Here is an 18,816-nt window from a genome sequence, read left to right on the forward strand (position 1 = left end):
CGCTGCGCTCATGGGCACCTTCGGTGCTGGGACCCATGAGCGCCTTCGGCGCTGCGGCTCAGCTGTAGAGTTCGGCGAACCGGCGCAGCGAGGCCTCGATGTCGCCGTGCAGGGCCCGCGCGACGCCGGAGCCGATCGGCCCGAACAGCGGCGCCCCGCCGAGGTCGATGTTCAGGCTGAGCACGGAGCCGATCCCGGCGGCCCGGACGGTCATCCGCAGCTTGAACCGGGTGCCGCCCTTGCCGGAACCGTGGAGCACGAGGTGGTGCGGCGAGTCGATCTCCCGGACGGTCCACGCGACCCGGTTGCGCATGCCCTTGACCGAGACGACGGACTCGGCGGTGGTGCCGACGACGAGTTCGCTCGGCAGGTCGCTGCGCCACCCGTCGTGGATGGTCAGCCATTCGTCGAATCCGTGCAGGTCCGACGCCCGCACCCAGGTCACGTGCGGTTCGAGCGGAAGGTCGGTCGATACCTCGAGTTTGGCCATGCCCCGCAGCGTAGACGCCGAAGCGCGGACGCAGGGTGATCGACCCTGCGTCCGCGCTTCGTGGGTGTTGCCTAGTGGGCGACAGCCTTTTCGACACCGACACCGGTGAGGGAGCGGACCTCCATCTCGGCCTGCTTGGCCGGGTCCTCCAGCTTGCGCCGGCCGATGTAGGTACCGACGATGCCGAGGACGAAGGCCAGCGGGATCGACACGATGCCGGGGTTGGCGAGCGGGAAGAGGGCGAAGTCCGCGTTCGGGAACATCGAGGACGGCTTGCCGGACACCGCCGGGGAGAAGGCGATGAGCAGCAGGCAGCTGACCAGGCCGCCGTAGATGCTGAACAGGGCGCCGGTGGTGTTGAACTTCTTCCAGAACAGCGAGTACAGCAGCGTCGGCAGGTTGGCGGACGCGGCGACTGCGAAGGCCAGGGCCACCAGGAAGGCGATGTTCTGGCCCATCGCGAGGATGCCCAGCACGATCGAGACCACGCCGATCACCACGACGGTGATGCGGGAGACCCGCACCTGATCCTCCTCGGAGGCGTTGCCGCGCTTGATCACGCTGGCGTAGATGTCGTGGGCGAAGGACGCGGACGCGGTGATCGCGAGGCCGGCGACGACCGCGAGGATCGTGGCGAACGCGACGGCGGAGATGATGCCGAGGAAGATGGTGCCGCCGAGTTCGAAGGCGAGCAGCGGCGCGGCCGAGTTCTCCTTGCCGGGGGCGCCAAGGATGACGTCCGGTCCGACCATCTTGGCGGCACCGTAGCCGAGCACCAGGGTGAACAGGTAGAACCCGCCGATCAGGGCGATGGCCCAGGTCACCGAGCGCCGGGCCTCCTTGGCGGTGGGCACGGTGTAGAAGCGCATCAGCACGTGCGGCAGGCCGGCGGTGCCGAGCACCAGGGCGATGCCGAGCGAGACGAAGTCGAGCCGGGTCATGTCGCTGATGCCGTACTTGGCGCCGGGGGCGAGCACGTCGCGGCCGGCGACGGCCTCGTTGGTGGAGCTGTTCACCATGGCCTGCGCGTCGGCCAGCAGCTGCGAGAAGTTGCCGCGGACCGCGAGCAGCACGAGCACGAACATGATGCCGGCACCGGCGACGAGCAGCACGGCCTTGACCATCTGCACGTAGGTGGTGCCCTTCATGCCGCCGATGAGCACGTACACGATCATCAGGACGCCGACCACGGCGACGACGATGCCCTGGCCGAGCTTGCCGTCGATGTTGAGCAGCAGCGCGACGAGGCCGCCCGCACCGGCCATCTGGGCGAGCAGGTAGAACAGCGACACCGCGAGGGTGGACAGCGCGGCGGCCATGCGCACCGGACGCTGCTTGAGCCGGAAGCTCAGGACATCGGCCATGGTGAACCGGCCGGTGTTGCGCAGCAGTTCGGCGACGAGCAGCAGGGCGACGAGCCAGGCGACGAGGAAGCCGATGGAGTACAGGAATCCGTCGTAGCCGTAGACGGCGATGGCGCCGGCGATGCCGAGGAACGACGCGGCCGACAGGTAGTCGCCGGCGATCGCGAAGCCGTTCTGCGGGCCGGAGAACTGCCCGCCGCCGGTGTAGAAGTCCGAGGCCTTCTTGGTGGAGCGGCTGGCCCGGATGACCAGGCTCATCGTCACGACGACGAATGCGACGAAAATCGCGATGTTGAACAGGGGGTTGCCGACGTCGGTGGCACCCTGGGCCAGAACTGTCACTGGGCCGGTCCTTCCAGCTCTTCACGGATCGCGGCGGACCGCGGATCCAGGTCACGGTTGGCGAACCGCACGTAGAGCGCGGTGATGACGAAGGTCGATACGAACTGCGCGAGTCCGAGGATCAGGCCGAGGTTGATGTTGCCGAGCACCTTGGTCGCCATGAAGTCGGCGGCGTAGGTGGCCAGCAGGACGTACACGAAGTACCAGGTGAGGAAGAGTCCCGTCATCGGGAAGACGAACCGCCGGAGCCGGCGGCGCAAGTCCTGGAACTCCGGACTCGCCTGCATGTCGACGAAGTCCTGCGCATCGGGCGTGCGGCGCTCGAGCGCCCCGCCCTTGCCGAGGTGAGCTGTGGTCACTGCCGACTCCTTGGTCGTGGCTTCAGGGATCGCCCCTGTGAGACGTACTACCAGTAGACCGTAATGAGACGAGAGTCACACGAGAAGATGGTGGCACCGGTCACACGCCGAGCTGTCGACCGGTGCGGCGAACGGTCCCCCGGGCGCGACGAGTGGCGGCTCAGTGGCCTCGCGGCCGGGGCGACTTTCCGGGTCCGCGCCGGTCCGCGGGGTCGCCGGTGTCCTCGAACGCCCCGAGCTCCCGGTCCCGGCCCATCCCCAGCCGCTCGGGCACGTGCATGCGGGAGAAGACGCGACCGATGTCCGCCGGGACGCGGGATCGGGTGGCGAGGCTGACGACGACCATGGTGACGAACGCGAGTGGCACGCTCACGGCGGCCGGGTAGCCGATGACGGCGGCGAGCCAGCCTCCGCCCGTCCCGGGGTCGATGCGCACCAGCACGACCACCAGGGCCGCGCCGCCGGCCACCACCGCGCCGACCACCATGCCCGCGGCCGCCCCGGCCGCGGTGAGCCCGCGCCACCAGATGCCGAGCATCAGCAGCGGACACAGCGTGGAGGCGGCCACCGCGAACACCAGACCCACCGCCCGCGACAGGTCCAGCGACGTCACCGCCAGCGACAGGCCGAGCGGCACCAGGCCGGCGAGGACGGCCGCGATCCGGAAGTCCCGCACCCGCCCCCGCAGCACGTCGGTGGACAGCACGCCGGCGACGCTGACCAGCAACCCCGAGGACGTGGACAGGAACGCCGCGATCGCGCCGGCGGCGACGAGCGCGGCGAGCAGCTGGCCGCCCCAGCCGGACAGGACCGACCCCGGCAGCAGCAGCACGGCCGCGTCCGAGCGGCCGGTGATGAGCAGTTGCGGCACGTACAGGCGCGCGAACACCCCGAGCAGCGTCGGGAACAGATAGAACACGCCGAGCAGGGCGATCACCGCGAGCGACGTCATGCGGGCCGCACGCCCGTCGGGGTTGGTGTAGAAGCGCACCAGCACGTGCGGCAGCCCCATGGTGCCGAGGAAGGTGGCGAGGATCAGCGAATACACCTGGAACATCGGGTGCGCGCCGCCGATCCCGCCGCCGGGCGCGGCCCAGTCGTCGTTGGTGGCGGGTGCCCCGGCCACCACCGGCACGGCTGCGCCGGGCTCGAGCACCAGCGCTGTGCCGGCGGCCACCTCGTGCTCGCCGGGCGCGAGCAGCACGGTGCCGTCCACGGTCCGTCCGTCGACCCGTCCGGTGGCGGCGACCTCGAGAGGCTCGCCGACCTGGACGACGACGTCGGTGGTGACGTCGACGGTGGTGCGCTCGGTGACCGTCGGCGGCGCCGGCTGCCCGACGGCGCGGTCGTCGTCGAGGAAGTGGACGGCGAGCACGAGGGCCGGCACCGCGACGGCGGTGAGCTTGAGCCAGTACTGGAACGCCTGGACGAAGGTGATCGAGCGCATGCCGCCACCGACGACGTTGCCGACGACGATCAAGCCGACCGCGACGACGCCGACCCAGTCGGGGACGCCGAGCAGGATGTTCAGGGTCAGTCCCGCGCCCTGGAACTGGGGGACGAGGTAGAGCACGCAGACGACGGCGACGATCACCATCGCCAGGGTGCGCAGCCATCGCGCGCCGAGCCGGAACTCCGCGAAGTCGGGCACCGTATAGGCGCCGGACCGGCGCAGCGGCGCGGCGACGAACAGCAGCAGGCCCAGGTAGCCCGCCGTGAAGCCCACCGGATACCACAGGGCGTCGGCACCGTACTTGGCGATCAGCCCGGCCACTCCGAGAAACGAGGCGGCGGAGAGGTATTCACCGGATATGGCGGCGGCGTTCCAGCGGGGGCCGACGCTGCGGGAGGCGATGAGGAAGTCGGAGGTGGTGCGGGCCAGCCGGACTCCGTAGATGCCGATCGCGACGGTGGCGGCGGCTGCGGCGACGAGCCCGATGACGGTGACGACGGGGATCGAACCGGTATCCATGAGCCGCTCAGTCGTCGACCAGGTCGGTGAAGTCCTGCTCGTTGCGTTCGGCCAGGCGGACGTAGAGCCCGCCGATGCCGAGCAGCAGCGGGTATCCGACGAATCCGAGCAGCAGCCACGGCAACCGGATGCCGAGCACCGTCAGGTCCGTCAGGCGCGGCACGAAGTGGAACAGCAGCGGCAGGGCACACAGCAGGCACACCGCCACGAGCGAGAGCCGCGCGGCGAGGCCGAGCTGGGCTCGGACCAGGCCGCGCACCATGGCCTCCCCGACCTCGGTCTGTTCCTGGACCTCCACGCGGGTGCGCACCATGCGGGCGCCGCGGCGCTGGGCGAGCACCACCCGTTCGCGCGGCGGCGGGCCGCCCGAACCACGCGGCGGCGGGCCGCCCGAACCACGCGGCGGCGGGCCGCCCGAACCACGCGGCGGCGGGCCGCCCGAACCATGCGGCGGCGGGTTGCCGGACGGACTCATCTGGTCGTCCAGGTCTGCATCGGTCCGCGGATCAGGCGGTCCTTGAGCTCGCGGGTGTGGCGACGGCTCACCGGCAGTTCGACGGGCGGCTTGCCCTCCTCGGCCCGCAGGCACACGACGAGGCCGGAGCCGACGCTGCGAATGCCGGTCACCAGGGGCAGCGACACGAGGTAGGAGCGGTGCACCCGCAGGAACCCGGCGTCTGCCCAGCGGCTCTCGAGGGTGGAGATGGGGATGCGCACCAGGTGGGAGCCGGTGCCGGTGTGCAGGCGTGCGTAGTCGCCGTCGGCCTCGACCCACTGCACCGACGACCGCGGCACCAGTGTGGTCACGCCGCCGAGTTCGACGGGGATCACCTCGTCCGCCGCGGCCGCGCCCGCGGCGGCGGATTCGGTTTCGCGGGTGCGGCGGCGCTCGGCGATGCGGCGCACCGCCTCGGCGAGACGTTCCTCGCGCAGGGGTTTGAGCAGGTAGTCGACCGCGCCGAGGTCGAAGGCCGCCACCGCACGGTCGTCGTGCGCGGTCACGAACACAACGGCGGGCGGGTTCGCGAAGTTGCGCAGGATGCCGGCGAGCTCCAGGCCGTCGAGGCCGGGCATGTTGATGTCGAGGAACACCGCATCGATCCCGCCGTCGCGCAGCAGCCGCAGGGCGGTGGTCGCCTCGCCCGCGGTGTGGACATGGCCGATTTCCTCGCGTCGCCGCAGCAGGTACGCGAGCTCGTCGAGGGCCGGCGGTTCGTCGTCGACGGCCAGCACGGTGAGGGTGTCGGTGGTGTCGTTCACAGCCGGTCCATCGTGCCATGCCGGACCGTCCGCGCGGAGCGGACCGGTCCACTCGCGCGGAGCGGGGCCGGGTGGCGGAAGGGTCGCGTCATGCCCGTATCCCGGGCCGGAACTTCGGCACCCGCATGCTGACCTTCGTTCCGGCCCCCGGCGCCGTCTCGACGACGAGGCCGTAGTCGTTGCCGAACGCTGCGCGCAGGCGATCGTCGACGTTGGCCAGTCCCACGTGCGCCGCCTCCTTGGCGCTGGTGCGCCCCTGTCCCTCGGCGACGGCGTCGAGATCGCCGGAGCGCAGGAGTTCGGGGTCCATGCCGACGCCGTCGTCCTCGACGCTGATGACGCAGTCGGTGCCCTCGTCCGCGGCGACGATGCTGATGGTGCCGGTGCGGGTGCTCTTGCCCGCGATGCCGTGCCGCACGGCGTTCTCGACGAGGGGCTGCAGGGCGAGGAACGGCAGCACCACGTTGAGCACCTCCGGCGCGACCTGCAGCCGCACCTCGAGGGCGTTGCCGAACCGGGCCCGCTCGAGCGTGAGATACCGGTCGATGTTGCGCAGTTCGTCGGCGAGCAGCGTGTACTCCCCGGCCGCGCGGAACGAGTACCGGGTGAAGTCGGCGAATTCGAGGAGCAGTTCGCGGGCGCGTTCGGGGTCGGTGCGCACGAACGACGCGACGGTGCCCAGGGCGTTGTAGATGAAGTGCGGGCTGATCTGAGCGCGCAGCGCCAGCACCTCGGCGCGGTCGAGGCGGGCGCGGGAGGCGTCGAGTTCGGCGAGTTCGATCTGGCTGCAGGCGTAGCGGGCGACCTCGGTGAGCACGCCGAGCAGAGCCGGGCCGGGTTCGGTGGTGGTCACGACGCCGAGCGCACCGACGACCCCGACGTTGTCGATGACGAGCGGCTGCACGATCACGGCGCGCGCGGCCTGCTCGTCCGGACCGCGCTGGAGGTCACCGTGCCCGACGAGGACGCGCCGGTCGTCGGCGATCGCGCGCTTCGCGGCGGCGAGCAACTGGGCGGACAGCCCTTCGAAGGGGCCGCTCCACGCCAAGCGGGTGCCGTCCGCGTCGACGAGCGCAACGGACGACGTGCCGGTGAGCGAGCGCAGGTGCGGGGCGGCCTCCTGCGCGGACGTCGCGTCGAGGCCCCGGCGCAGCGGCCGCGCGGCCAGCGACGCGGTGTGCAGGGTGGCGTGCACGGCACGTTCGGCCGGTGTGGTCAGGCCGCGCCGGGTGCGCAGCCACAGCACGGTGACGCCGGCGACGACGAGCAACGCGACGGCCAGGAGCGCGGCGAGGGTTGCGCTCACCGCGGGTCCGGTCCCGGCTCGGCGTCGAGCCGCGCCACGAGGGTCTTCGGCGCGACGGTGCGGTACGCGTCCTCGACGATGTCCGCGACGTCGTCCCAGAAGGCGTCGCCGGTGGCGCCGGGGCCGTCGAGGCGGACCCCGATCCAGCCACGGGTGCCGACGTACGGCGGCCGGAAGAAGCGATCCGGGTCCCGCTCGATCCAATCCTGTTGTGCGCCCGCGGGTGCGGCCGCCCAGAACGCGACACGGTCGTCGTGGTGGTGGTCGGCGAAGGTGGCGAACTGCGGGGAGCGGCGGACGAACCAGGCCGGTTCGCCGTGGCTGACGCGCTCGGTGACGTCCGGAAGCGCGGTGCACAGGGCACGCAGGCGGTCGAGCGGACTCATCATGAGTTCACGCTAGGCCACCGCAGCGACGCCGTTGCGGGGTACACGGTGGCCGGGTGCACGCGGATCGGCGCGGCGCCGGCCGGTGCCCGCACAGGCCTCAGCAGCAACGTGCCCCCGGGTTCGCGTCCGCGGCGGCGTAACGGGTGCGCCAGTACTCGCGTTCGGTGGGGATCTCGGCTCCGGGGTGCAGCCGTTCCAGGTGGGCGACGTAACGCGCGTAGTCGTGGTCGCCCATCAGCGCTCCGATCCACCAGCGCACCGTTCGTCCCCGCGCGGCGAGCGCGGCGAGCACCCTACTCATGGTGCGCTCCGGTCGGCTCCGAGCGGGGGCCGCGAGCGGGACGGATGTGCGCGGCGCCCGGGGCGCGCACGCGTCCGGACGCGATGAGCACGTCCCACTGGTGCTGTATTCGTTTCTCGGCGGCCGTGGGTACGAACCCGGCCGGGGCGAAGATCTTCGACGGAACGTCGGGAGCCTCGGTGGTGGGCAGCCCTCCGGCCCGGAACGCCTTGACGCACACGATGGCTCCCGCGACGGCGACGATCAGCACGAGACTCGCGAACACGATCGACAGTGTGCCCTGGATGAAGGTGTTGCGGATCACCGCGTCGATCGCGGCGGGGCTCGTCGCGGACCGGAAACTGGTCTCCCCGGCGTCCTTGGCGGCCTGGAAGTCGAAGTGCTGGGTCCAGTACCCGATCGCGGGATCCCCCGAGAAGATCTTCTGCCACGAGGCGGTCATCGTCACGATCAGGTCCCACACGAGCGGAACGCCCGGGATCCATGCCCATTTGAACAGGCCCTTCTTCATCACCACGGTGAGCACGACCGTCAGGGCGATCGCGGCGAGCAGCTGGTTGGCGATGCCGAACAGCGGGAAGAGGGTGTTGATACCCCCGAGTGGATCGGTGACGCCCATCAGCAGGATCGCACCCCACGCGGCCACGACCAGCAGCGAGCACAGCCACGCGCCCGGACGCCACGACGGGTCCTTGAACCGGCGGGCCGGTCCCCCGAAGTTGCCGAGCGAATCCGAGAGCATGAAGCGGGCGACGCGGGTGCCGGCGTCGACGGTCGTGAGGATGAACAGGGCCTCGAACATGATCGCGAAGTGGTACCAGAACGACTTCAGCGCGTCGCCACCGAACAGGTCGCTCAGCACGCTGGACATCCCGAACGCGAGGGTCGGGGCGCCGCCGGTGCGCGAGATGATCGAGTCCTCCCCGACGTCGGCGGCGGCCTGGGAGATGGCCTCCGGGGTGATATCCGGGGCACCCAGTCCGAGGCCGTTGACGTAGTCCGCCGCAGTGGCGGGAGTGCCTCCGGTCACGCCGGCCGGGGCGTTGAGCACGAAGTACAGATGCTGATCGATCACGCAGGCGGTGATCAGCGCCATGATCGCCACGAAGGATTCGGTGAGCATGCCCCCGTACCCGATCAGCCGGGTCTGCTTCTCCTTCTCGAGCAGCTTCGGGGTCGTGCCTGAGGAGATGAGCGCGTGGAAGCCGGACAGTGCGCCGCAGGCGATGGTGATGAACAGGAACGGGAACAGCGATCCGGCGAAGGCCGGGCCGTTGCCCTCGAGAGCGAAGGAGGTGACGTCCGGCATCTGCAGGGTCGGGCGGACGATGAGAATACCCACGGCGAGCAGCGCGATCGTCCCGACCTTCATGAACGTGGACAGGTAGTCTCGCGGCGCCAGCAGCAGCCACACCGGTAGCACCGAGGCGGCGAATCCGTACGCGATCATCAGCCACGTGATGGTGACCTTGGACAGGGTGAACCACTCGGCTCCCCAGTCCGTTTCGGCCACCCAGCCGCCGGCGACGATGGCCAGCAGGAGCAGTGCGACGCCGATGAGCGAGACCTCCGAGACCCGGCCCGGCCGCAGGTAACGCAGGTACACCCCCATGAAGAGGGCGATGGGGATGGTCATCGCGATGGAGAACAGACCCCACGGGCTCTCGGCGAGCGCATTGACCACGACCAGAGCGAGAACCGCGATGAGGATGATCATGATGACGAAGACCGCGACCATGGCGGCGATTCCGCCGACGACGCCCAGTTCCTCCCGCGCCATCTGACCGAGGCTGCGCCCGCGGCGCCGCGACGAGATCGACAGCACCAGGAAATCCTGCACCGCACCGGCGAACACGACGCCGAGGATGATCCACAGGGTGCCCGGCAGGTACCCCATCTGCGCGGCGAGCACCGGACCGACGAGAGGACCGGCGCCGGCGATCGCGGCGAAGTGGTGTCCGAACAGCACCCGCCGGTCCGTCGGGATGTAGTCCTTTCCGTTCTCGAGGATCTCCGCCGTGGTGGCCCGGTCGTCGCGCGGTTGGACGATCTTGCTCTCGACCAGCCTGGCGTAGAAGCGGTAGGCGATCAGATACGTGCACACCGCGGCGATCACGAACCAGACCGCGTTGACGTTCTCCCCGCGGACCACCGCGATCATCGTCCAGGCGACACCACCGAGCAGCGCCAGCACGACGAACACGACGCGGGCCGACGAAGGCATCGGGGAACGGTCGACGATGCCGACCGGCGGGAGGTCGGGATCCGTGCGCAGGTATTCGATCCGGGGCGGGGACTCGGGAACCGATTCGACGGCCATAAGGAATCCTAGAATCGTCTGCTCCCGCCCCGGCGGGAAAACGCGGATGTCGGCAGTCCGGGGCCCGGTCAGTACCGGGTGCGCCGGTTGAGCCGTTCCTCCGCGGCCGCCTCCTCGACGTCGAGTCCCTCGAGCACCGTGCGGAGCGTCTCGTCGTCGAGGTCGCCGTTGTCGCGTGCCGCGATCAGGGCCTGCCGCTGGGCGCGCAGCACGGAGCGCCGGAGCTTCTCGAACAGGGTGCCCGAGTCGGGCACGGCCGGTTCGTGCTCACCGGCCTCCTCGGCCTGCTGCGCTTCGAGGCGGGCCTTCATGGACCGGTTCACCCGGGCGAGGATGCGTTGCAGCGCCTCGGCGTCGACGCCGTCGGGCGGATTCTTCGCGAGCAGCGCGAGGTGCTGTTCGGCGGCAGTGCCGGAGATGGTCCGCGCACGTTCCATCTGCTCCTGGGCATACAGCCGTTCGTAGGGATCGGCGACGTTCAGCACCCGGATGAGGGCCGGCATCGTCGCCCCCTGGATCAGCAGGGTGCCGACCGCGACCACGAAGGCGATCACCTGGATCGTCTCGCGACCGGGGAACGGCTCGCCGGAGGCCAGGACGAGCGGCACGCCCCCGGCGGCCGCGAGGGTCACCACACCGCGCATCCCGGCCCACGAGATCACCAGGTACTCACGGCCGGTGAACTGGTCGCGCCCCAGCCGGTCGAGCCCGACCTCCCGCGTGAGGCGGCGACGCGCCCAGTGCAGCAGCACCCACAGCGGCCGCACCGCGATCACCACACCGAGCACCGCGAACGCGTAGAGGAACGCGCGGTGCACGTCGAGACCGCTCTCGCGGACCTCGTCGATCACGAACTTCAGCTGCAGTCCCATGTAGGCGAAGACGAACATCTCGAGCAGCACGTCGAGGCTCTCCCACACCGCCCGTTCCTGGATGCGCGTCGCCACGGACGCGTCGGTGGCCCGGTGCCCCATGTACAGGCCGGCTGCGACCACGGCCAGCACACCGGACGCCTCGATCTCCTCGGCGGCCAGGTAGGCGGTGAACGGGAGCACCAGTCCCAGCACCGTTTCCAGCGGCGAGTCGTACATGCGGCCGCGCACCCGGTGCACCACGACGGCGAGCAGCAATCCGATCGCCACGCCGCCGGCCACCTCGTACCCGAAGAACACCACGGGCGAGTCCACCAGCACCCGGGTGCCGGCGACGGCGGAGACCGCGACGGTGAACAGGGTCAGCGCGGTCGCGTCGTTGACCAGACCCTCACCGGTGAGGACCGCGATGACGCGTTTGGGCAGTCCGAGTCGCTGTCCGACGGCGACGGCGCTGACCGCGTCGGTCGGCGCGACCACGGCCCCGAGCACGAGTGCGGCGCCGAGGGTCAGATCCGGCACCAGCGCCGAGGCGGAGAACGCGACGGCGAAGGCCGTGACCAGGACGGTGAAGATGCCCAGCCGCAGGATCGGCGCGAGGTGCCGGCGGAAGGTCGCCACGGAGAAGCGCAGCGCCGCCGAGTACAGCAGCGGCGGCAGCACCACCCCGAGGATGATGTCCGGATGCAGCTCGAGCCGCGGCATGCCGGGCAGGAACGAGGCGATCGAGCCGATGGTGACGAGGACCAGCGGGGCCTGGAGGTTTCCGCGGTTCGCGAGTCCGGTGACGGCGACGGCCGCGATGACGACGAGGAGGATCCAGGTCCCGTTCACCCGTCGATTGTGACCCGGACGGGCGGTGGGCGCCGCCGCACGATCCGAGTGCCCGGTGTCCGAGCCCACCGGGCACCGATACTCGCGTGCCCTGCACCGCACCCTTGACACCCCCCGAGAAACGAACGTATATTCACCTCAAGTGAATGAGCATTCATTTTGCTCGTGTGCTTTTCGAAATCCGACGCACCCCGCCCCGAAGGCCCCGGTGGTGCCCCAGCAAGGAGTCGACATGGATCTGGCGTTGACGGAGGAGCAGCAGAGTTTCCGGCAACTCGCACGCGAGTTCCTCGACAAGGAGGTGGTCCCGCACCGGGCCGCATGGGACCGCGCCGAATCGGTGGACATCTCGATCGTGCCCAAGCTCGCCGAGATCGGGTTCTTCGGGCTGACCATCCCCGAGGAGTACGGCGGCCTCGGCGGCGACTACATCACCTACTGCCTCGGCATGGAGGAACTCGGCCGCGCCGACTCCGCTGTGCGCGGCATCGTGTCCGTCTCGATGGGCTTGGTGGGCAAGGTGATTCTGTCCCACGGCACCGAGGAGCAGAAGCACGAGTGGCTGCCACGCATCGCTTCGGGTGAGGCGCTCGCATGCTTCGGTCTCACCGAACCCGACAACGGCTCCGACCCCGGACACCTGAAGACCCGCGCGGTGCGCGACGGCGACCACTACATCATCAACGGGTCGAAGATCTTCATCACCAACGGAACCTGGGCGAACCTGTGCCTGGTCTTCGCCCGCACCGGCGGTCCCGGCCCGAAGGGCGTGTCCGCCTTCCTCGTTCCCACCGACACCCCGGGCTTCGAAGCCCGGGAGATCCACGGCAAGCTCGGCCTGCGCGGCCAGGCCACCGCCGAGCTGTACTTCACCGACATGAAGGTGCCCGCGAGCGCGCTGCTCGGCGAGGAGGGCCAAGGCTTCTCGATCGCCATGCACTCGCTGGACAAGGGCCGGGTCTCGGTCGGCGCCGGCTGCGTCGGCATCATCCAGGGCTGCCTCGAGGCCGCCGTCGACTACGCGACGAACCGCAAGCAGTTCGACCGGCCCATCGCCTCGTACCAGCTGATCCAGGACCTGATCGCGGACATGTCCGTCGACGCCGACGCCGGCCGCCTGCTGACCTGGCGGGCAGCCGACCTCATCGAGCGCGGAGAACCGTTCGGCACCGCCGCATCCAAGGCGAAGTACTTCTGCAGCGAGGCTGCGGTGCGAGCCGCCAACAACGCGATCCAGCTCTTCGGCGGGTACGGCTACGTCGACGAGTACCCCGTCGCCAAGTACATGCGCGACGCCCGCGTGATGACCCTGTACGAGGGCACCAGCCAGATCCAGAAGCTGCTCATCGGCCGCGCCGAGACCGGCATCAGCGCCTTCCTGTAGACCGTCCAGGACGGCGGGCCCGGGATCGCCGGCGGAGCCGGAGGGGGGGTCGTCGCCACACCGGCGGGTAGTCAGGCGGTAGTAGATCACGCACAACGCTCGGCTGGGGTCTCCCAGTCGAGCGTTGTGCGTGATCGGCCGTAGAGGCCCCGGCCGGGAACCCCGGGCAGGGCCTCGACGCGCACCCTTGACAGAGTGACGCGCGCCACACTACCGTTCTGGTCGAACACAATGAATGAGCATTCATCCACTACGAATTTTTGTTCACTCATCGTTGTCGCTCCGACGGGGCCGACCCGCCCCGGCGAAAACTCGCCCCCTGACACACACGGAGTTCTCATGCCCCCTGTCTCGGCCGACTGGACCAGTACGCAGCATCGACGCTCGGTGACGTGGATCGTCGCCCTCGCGACGGCAGCGCTCGTCTTCGACGGATACGACCTGGTCGTGTACGGAACCATCCTCCCGATCCTCATGAAGGATCCGACCCAGCTCGGTGCCGTCTCTGCCGAACAGGCCGGGGTGCTCGGCTCGTACGCCCTGGTCGGGGTCCTGATCGGCGCCCTGCTCGCCGGCGCCTTCGGCGACCGGGTCGGCCGCCGAAAGCTGACACTGATCAGCATCACGTGGTTCTCGGTGGGCATGGCTGCCGCGGCGATGACCCACTCCGTGACGATGTTCGGCGCCATGCGACTGCTCACCGGCATCGGCGTGGGTGGACTCATCGCCACCACCGGCGCGGTGGTCGCCGAGTTCGCGCCGCCCAGCAAGAAGAACATGTACAACGCGATCGTCTACTGCGGTGTCCCCCTCGGCGGTGTCATGGCGTCGCTGCTCGCCCTGCTGCTGCGTGACGCCATCGGCTGGCGCGGCCTGTTCTGGATCGGAGCGCTGCCCCTCGTGGTCCTGCTGCCGCTCGTGCTGCTGAGGCTTCCCGAGTCGCCCCGCTGGCTCGTCGCCCGTGGCCGGATCGACGAGGCCCACGCGATCACCGCACGTACCGGCATCCCTTCTCCGACAGCCGAAGAACTCGTCGTCGAGCGGGCGGGTGCCCAGAAGGTCGGATTCGCCGCGCTGGCCACCCGCCGGTACGCGCTCGGCACCGCACTGCTCGGCCTGATGAGCTTCGGCGGCATCATGCTCACGTACGGGCTCAACACCTGGTTGCCGAAGATCATGGAGAACGCCGGATTCGACGCGAAGAACTCGCTGGCATTCCTGTTGGTGCTCAACGGCGGCGCGATCGCCGGCGTTGTGCTCGCCTCCCGGACGGCGGATCGCACCGGCCCGCAGCGGGTCATCGTCGGCACGTTCCTGCTCGCGGTGCTGTCGCTCATCGTGCTCACCCTCGACCTGCCGCTGGCGGTGCTGCTCGGCGCGGTCGCGGCGGCCGGTATCGGCGGGATCGGCACCCAGATCCTCATCTACGGCTTCGTCGCCAACTACTACTCGACCACGGCACGCGCCGCCGGCGTCGCGTGGTGCGCCGGATTCGGCCGTCTCGGCGGGATCTTCGGGCCGCTCGTCGGTGGGCTGATCCTCGGCGCCGGACTGAGCAGCAACATCGCCTTCTACATCTTCGCGGGCATTGCGCTGCTCGGCGCGGGCCTCACCGTGCTGGTGCCCACCCGCCACGAGAGCGTCGCGACAAGCCCGAGCGGGACGCACCGGGCGGCCGAGCCCGCCATGGTGACCGTCGACTGACCGCACCCGGAACGGGGGCGGGTCCGTGGTTACGGACCCGCCCCCGTTCGTGCGTGGACGTCGGATCCTTGCCCGTTCAGCTCCAGTCGTAGAAGCCGCGGCCGGACTTGCGGCCGAGCTCGCCGCGGGCCACCTTGTCGCGCAGCAACTGCGGCGGCGCGAACCGCTCCCCCAGGGTGCCGTGCAGGTACTCCGCGACGGCCAGCCGGATGTCCAGGCCCACGAGATCCGTCGAGCGCAGCGGGCCCATCGGATGCTTGTACCCCAATTCCATTGCCCGGTCGATCGACTCGGCGTCGGCCACGCCCTCCTCGAGCATCCGGATCGCCTCCAGGCCGAGCAGCACGCCGAGGCGGCTGGTGGCGAAGCCCGGCGAATCGCGCACCACCACGGGCGTCTTGCCGAGCAGCTCCACCCAGCCCGCGACGTCGCGCACCAGCGCGTCGGAGGTCGTCTCGGCGCGCACGATCTCCACCAGCTCCGACGCGGGCACCGGGTTGAAGAAGTGCATGCCCAGGAACCGGGACGGGTTCCTCAGGGCGGCGCCCAGCTCCGTCGGCGACAGCGAGCTGGTGTTGGTGGCGATCACCGCGTCGTCGGGCACGACGCGCTCGGCGTCGGCGAGCACGCGCCTCTTCAGGCCGGGCTCCTCGGGCACCGCCTCGACGAGCAGCCGGGTGTCGCCGGGCAGCTCGGCCACCGACGCGACGAACGCGACCCGGCCGGCCACCACGTCGAGCGGATCGACGAGCTTGCCGCGCTCGGCCGCGCGGGAGAGGCTGTCCGTCAGCCGCTTTCGCGCGGCATCCAGGTCGCCGGTCTCGGACACGGTCACGGTCGCGCCGAGCGCGGCGAAGGCATGGGCGATGCCGACGCCCATGCGGCCTCCGCCGATCACGGCAACACGGTCGGGAAGTCCTGTCATCTGCTGGTCCTCTTCTCCAGGAATCGGGTCATGCGTTTCTACCTGTCCACGGCCCCGTACCGCACCGCCCGGGCGGGATCGTCGAGATGATGTGGTCGCTCACAGCGCCTCCACCGCCAGCGACACGCCCTGGCCGACACCGACGCACAGGGTGGCCAGGCCCCGCGCCGCGCCCTCGCGTTCCATGCGGCCGAGCAGGGTGACGAGGATGCGCGCCCCGGACGAGCCGAGCGGGTGACCGAGCGCGATGGCGCCGCCGTCCGCGTTGACGAGGTCCTCGTCCAGGCCGAGTTCGCGGATGACGCCGAGCGACTGGGCGGCGAAGGCCTCGTTGAGCTCGATCGCGCCGATGCCGTCGAGGGTCCAGCCGGTGCGGTCGAGCAGCTTGCGGGTGGCGGGGACCGGGCCGAGGCCCATGATGTGCGGGGCGAGCGCCGCCGAGGCGCTGCCGACGATCCGGGCGCGCGGCGTCAGCCCGTGCCGGCGCACCGCGTCGGCGCCGGCGAGCACCAGCGCGGACGCGCCGTCGGACAGCGACGACGACGAGCCGGCGGTGACGATGCCGCCGGCCCGGAACACCGGCTTCAGGCGGGCGAGTTTCTCCTCGTCGGTCCCGCGCCGCGGGCCCTCGTCCACGTCGACGACGCCGTCGCGCACCGGCACCGGGACGATCTCCTTCTCGAACCGGCCGGCGTCGATGGCGGCGAGAGCGCGCCGGTGGCTGCGGACCGCGAACGCGTCGCTCGCCTCTCGGGTGATGCCGTGCAGGGCCGCGACCTCCTCGGCCGTCTCGCCCATCGACAGGGTGGTCGTGTCGTCGAAGCGCGGGTTGGTGAACCGCCAGCCGATGGCGGTGTCGAAGACGGCGCCGGGCTTGGCCCAGGGTGTGCCGGGCTTGCTCATCACCCACGGCGCCCGGGTCATCGACTCGACCCCGCCGGCGACGACGATGTCGGCCTCCCCGGACCGGATGGCCTGGGCCCCGGAGGCGACAGCGGTGAGCCCGCTCGCGCACAGGCGGTTGACGGTGTACCCGGGGACGGTCTGCGGCAGGCCGGCGAGCAGCACCGCCATGCGGGCGACGTTGCGGTTGTCCTCGCCGGCCTGGTTGGTGGCGCCGAGGATCACCTCGTCGATCGCGTCGGCCGGGACGCCGCTGCGCGCGACGGCCTCGCCGACGACGAGTGCGGCCAGGTCGTCGGGCCGCACCGGGGCGAGCGCGCCGCCGTAGCGGCCCTGCGGTGTGCGGACTCCGTCGACGACGTAGACGTCGATCATCCGTAGATCTCCCTTCCGAAACCGGGGGCCGTGTGACCCTTGACACCCTCCGGTAGTGAATGTACGTTCATAGTTAGTGAAGCACAATTCATCACTCATGAACAGAACTTCAATTCCTGACCCGACCTGCGCTGACGAGGAGTCATCATGACCGTGTTCGAGGACATCACCTACGAGATCGACGGCCCCGCGGCGATCATCACGATCGACCGCCCGCACCGCTACAACGCGTTCCGCGGCAAGACCGTCGAGGAGCTCATCAAGGCGTTCCGCGCCGCGTGGGCCGACAGCCGGGTCTCGGCGATCATCCTCACCGGCGCCGGCGAGAAGGCGTTCTGCACCGGCGGCGACGTCAAGCAGCGCGCCGAGACCGGCGACTACGGCCCCACCGAGAGCGGCATGTTCGAGATCGGCTACCTGCACAAGCTGATTCGCGACATCCCGAAGCCGGTCATCGCCGCGGTCAACGGAGTCGCCGTCGGCGGCGGACACGTGCTGCACGTGCTGTGCGACCTCACGATCGCCTCGGAGAACGCCAAGTTCGGCCAGGCCGGCCCGAAGGTCGGATCGTTCGACGCCGGTTTCGGCTCGGCCTTCCTCGCCCGCGTGGTCGGCGAGAAGCGCGCCCGCGAGATCTGGTACCTGTGCCGCCAGTACGACGCCGCCACCGCCGAGCGCTGGGGCCTGGTCAACTGGGTCGTGCCGCAGGACAAGCTGCTCGACGAGGCCAAGGCGATCGCCGCCGAGATCGCCGAGAAGAGCCCCACCGCCATCAAGTTCCTCAAGCAGTCGTTCAACGCGGACACCGACCACCAGGCCGGCCTGAGCAACCTCGCGATGTCGGCGCTCGACCTGTTCGGCAAGTCCGACGAGGGCCTCGAGGGCGCCAACGCGTTCGCCGAGAAGCGGCCCGCCGACTTCGCCAAGTTCGTCAAGGCCTGATCCCTCCCCATTTCGGATTCCCCGAGAGGACCCCTCATGAGCAACATCGCACTGGTCACCGGCGCCGGCTCCGGCATCGGCAAGGCCATCGCACTGGCCTTCGCCGCACAGGGCGACCGCGTGGTCGCCGCCGACCTCGACCTCGCCGCCGCCGAGGCCACCGCCAAGGAGTACCCCGAGCTGATCACCGCCCTGCCGGTGGACATCGCCGACCGGGCCCAGGTCGACGAGCTGCGCGAGCGCACCCACGCCGAGGTCGGCGTGCCGAACGTGCTCGTCAACGCCGCCGGCTGGGACCGCACCGATCAGTTCCTCAACGCCACACCCGAATTCGCGCAGAAGGTCGTGGCGATCAATTACCTCGGCCCGGTGCACGTGTGCAGCGCCTTCCTGCCCGGCATCATCGAAGCCGGCAACGGCGGCCGCGTGATCAACCTCGCCTCCGACGCCGGCCGCGTCGGCAGCTCCGGCGAGTCGATCTACGCCGGGGCGAAGGGCGGCGTCATCGCGCTGACCAAGTCCCTCGCCCGCGAGATGGCGCGGCACGGCATCAACGTCAACTGCGTGTGCCCCGGCCCCACCGACACCCCGCTGTTCCAGGCGCAGGACGAGAAGCTCAAGGCCGCACTGATCAAGGCCATCCCGTTCCGCCGGCTCGCCCGGCCCGACGAAGTCGCCGCCCCCGTGCTGTTCTTCGCGTCGGAGGCCGCGTCGTTCGTCACCGGTCAGGTGATCAGCGTCAGCGGCGGCCTCACGATGGCCGGCTGACCGCGG

The 18,816-nt window shown here is 70.4% G+C and carries 17 protein-coding genes; 4 read left to right on the forward strand and 13 right to left on the reverse strand.

All coding sequences use genetic code 11. The annotated features are described in order from the left end of the window. Positions 1–58: 58 nt before the first annotated feature. From A4U64_RS18030 to A4U64_RS18080, 11 genes are all read right to left on the reverse strand, one after another. The gene (locus tag A4U64_RS18030) at positions 59–490 is read right to left on the reverse strand and encodes a type II toxin-antitoxin system Rv0910 family toxin (RefSeq protein ID WP_006930253.1); all 432 of its coding nucleotides are present in this window, start codon (positions 488–490) and stop codon (positions 59–61) included. A 71-nt stretch (positions 491–561) separates the two neighbouring features. Then, positions 562–2,196 carry a solute symporter family protein gene (locus A4U64_RS18035; RefSeq protein WP_006930252.1) on the reverse strand — a complete coding sequence of 545 codons (1,635 nt, stop codon included), beginning with the start codon at positions 2,194–2,196 and terminating at the stop codon, positions 562–564. Then, positions 2,193–2,555 carry a DUF485 domain-containing protein gene (locus tag A4U64_RS18040; RefSeq protein ID WP_006930250.1) on the reverse strand — a complete coding sequence of 121 codons (363 nt, stop codon included), beginning with the start codon at positions 2,553–2,555 and terminating at the stop codon, positions 2,193–2,195. The genes A4U64_RS18035 and A4U64_RS18040 overlap by 4 nt, the downstream gene beginning before the upstream one ends. A gap of 160 nt (positions 2,556–2,715) precedes the next feature. Then, positions 2,716–4,527 carry a sodium/solute symporter gene (locus tag A4U64_RS18045; protein ID WP_006930241.1) on the reverse strand — a complete coding sequence of 604 codons (1,812 nt, stop codon included), beginning with the start codon at positions 4,525–4,527 and terminating at the stop codon, positions 2,716–2,718. A 7-nt stretch (positions 4,528–4,534) separates the two neighbouring features. Continuing rightward, complete coding sequence (locus tag A4U64_RS18050; RefSeq protein WP_202917667.1) at positions 4,535–4,840, reverse strand: hypothetical protein; 306 nt, start codon at positions 4,838–4,840, stop codon at positions 4,535–4,537. A 158-nt stretch (positions 4,841–4,998) separates the two neighbouring features. Further along, entirely contained in the window at positions 4,999–5,787 is a 789-nt protein-coding gene (locus A4U64_RS18055; protein WP_006946359.1) for a LytR/AlgR family response regulator transcription factor, read from the reverse strand. An 88-nt stretch (positions 5,788–5,875) separates the two neighbouring features. Next, complete coding sequence (locus A4U64_RS18060; RefSeq protein WP_065922924.1) at positions 5,876–7,093, reverse strand: sensor histidine kinase; 1,218 nt, start codon at positions 7,091–7,093, stop codon at positions 5,876–5,878. Further along, positions 7,090–7,482: an MmcQ/YjbR family DNA-binding protein gene (locus A4U64_RS18065; RefSeq protein WP_006946363.1), complete on the reverse strand. Its 393-nt coding sequence runs from the start codon at positions 7,480–7,482 to the stop codon at positions 7,090–7,092. Before A4U64_RS18065 ends, A4U64_RS18060 begins: the two co-directional genes overlap by 4 nt. Before the next feature lie 97 nt (positions 7,483–7,579). Beyond that, positions 7,580–7,783, reverse strand: coding sequence for a YbdD/YjiX family protein (locus A4U64_RS18070; protein WP_044476511.1), 204 nt, complete (start codon positions 7,781–7,783; stop codon positions 7,580–7,582). Then, positions 7,776–10,103: a carbon starvation CstA family protein gene (locus A4U64_RS18075; protein WP_006946367.1), complete on the reverse strand. Its 2,328-nt coding sequence runs from the start codon at positions 10,101–10,103 to the stop codon at positions 7,776–7,778. The genes A4U64_RS18070 and A4U64_RS18075 overlap by 8 nt, the downstream gene beginning before the upstream one ends. 68 nt (positions 10,104–10,171) lie before the next feature. After that, entirely contained in the window at positions 10,172–11,809 is a 1,638-nt protein-coding gene (locus A4U64_RS18080; protein WP_029541922.1) for a Na+/H+ antiporter, read from the reverse strand. A 232-nt stretch (positions 11,810–12,041) separates the two neighbouring features. Here A4U64_RS18080 and A4U64_RS18085 point away from each other — a divergent pair, with 232 nt between their 5' ends. Both A4U64_RS18085 and A4U64_RS18090 read left to right on the forward strand, forming a co-directional pair. Next, positions 12,042–13,193: an acyl-CoA dehydrogenase family protein gene (locus A4U64_RS18085; RefSeq protein WP_006946371.1), complete on the forward strand. Its 1,152-nt coding sequence runs from the start codon at positions 12,042–12,044 to the stop codon at positions 13,191–13,193. 339 nt (positions 13,194–13,532) lie between these two features. Beyond that, a complete protein-coding gene (locus tag A4U64_RS18090; protein WP_029541921.1) occupies positions 13,533–14,897 on the forward strand; it encodes an MFS transporter in 1,365 nt (454 codons plus the stop codon). A gap of 76 nt (positions 14,898–14,973) precedes the next feature. On the opposite strand, the gene A4U64_RS18095 is transcribed toward A4U64_RS18090, so the two are convergent. Next, positions 14,974–15,822, reverse strand: coding sequence for a 3-hydroxyacyl-CoA dehydrogenase family protein (locus A4U64_RS18095; RefSeq protein ID WP_029541920.1), 849 nt, complete (start codon positions 15,820–15,822; stop codon positions 14,974–14,976). A gap of 99 nt (positions 15,823–15,921) precedes the next feature. Beyond that, the gene (locus A4U64_RS18100; protein WP_043797757.1) at positions 15,922–17,100 is read right to left on the reverse strand and encodes a thiolase family protein; all 1,179 of its coding nucleotides are present in this window, start codon (positions 17,098–17,100) and stop codon (positions 15,922–15,924) included. A gap of 147 nt (positions 17,101–17,247) precedes the next feature. Between A4U64_RS18100 and A4U64_RS18105 the strand changes: the two genes are divergently transcribed. Then, complete coding sequence (locus A4U64_RS18105; RefSeq protein ID WP_006941059.1) at positions 17,248–18,042, forward strand: enoyl-CoA hydratase-related protein; 795 nt, start codon at positions 17,248–17,250, stop codon at positions 18,040–18,042. A 36-nt stretch (positions 18,043–18,078) separates the two neighbouring features. After that, entirely contained in the window at positions 18,079–18,810 is a 732-nt protein-coding gene (locus A4U64_RS18110) for an SDR family NAD(P)-dependent oxidoreductase (RefSeq protein ID WP_006941061.1), read from the forward strand. The last annotated feature ends 6 nt before the right edge of the window (positions 18,811–18,816 follow it).

The organism is Rhodococcus sp. WB1, assembly GCF_001700945.1.
In the GTDB taxonomy this organism is placed as follows: domain Bacteria; phylum Actinomycetota; class Actinomycetes; order Mycobacteriales; family Mycobacteriaceae; genus Rhodococcus; species Rhodococcus aetherivorans.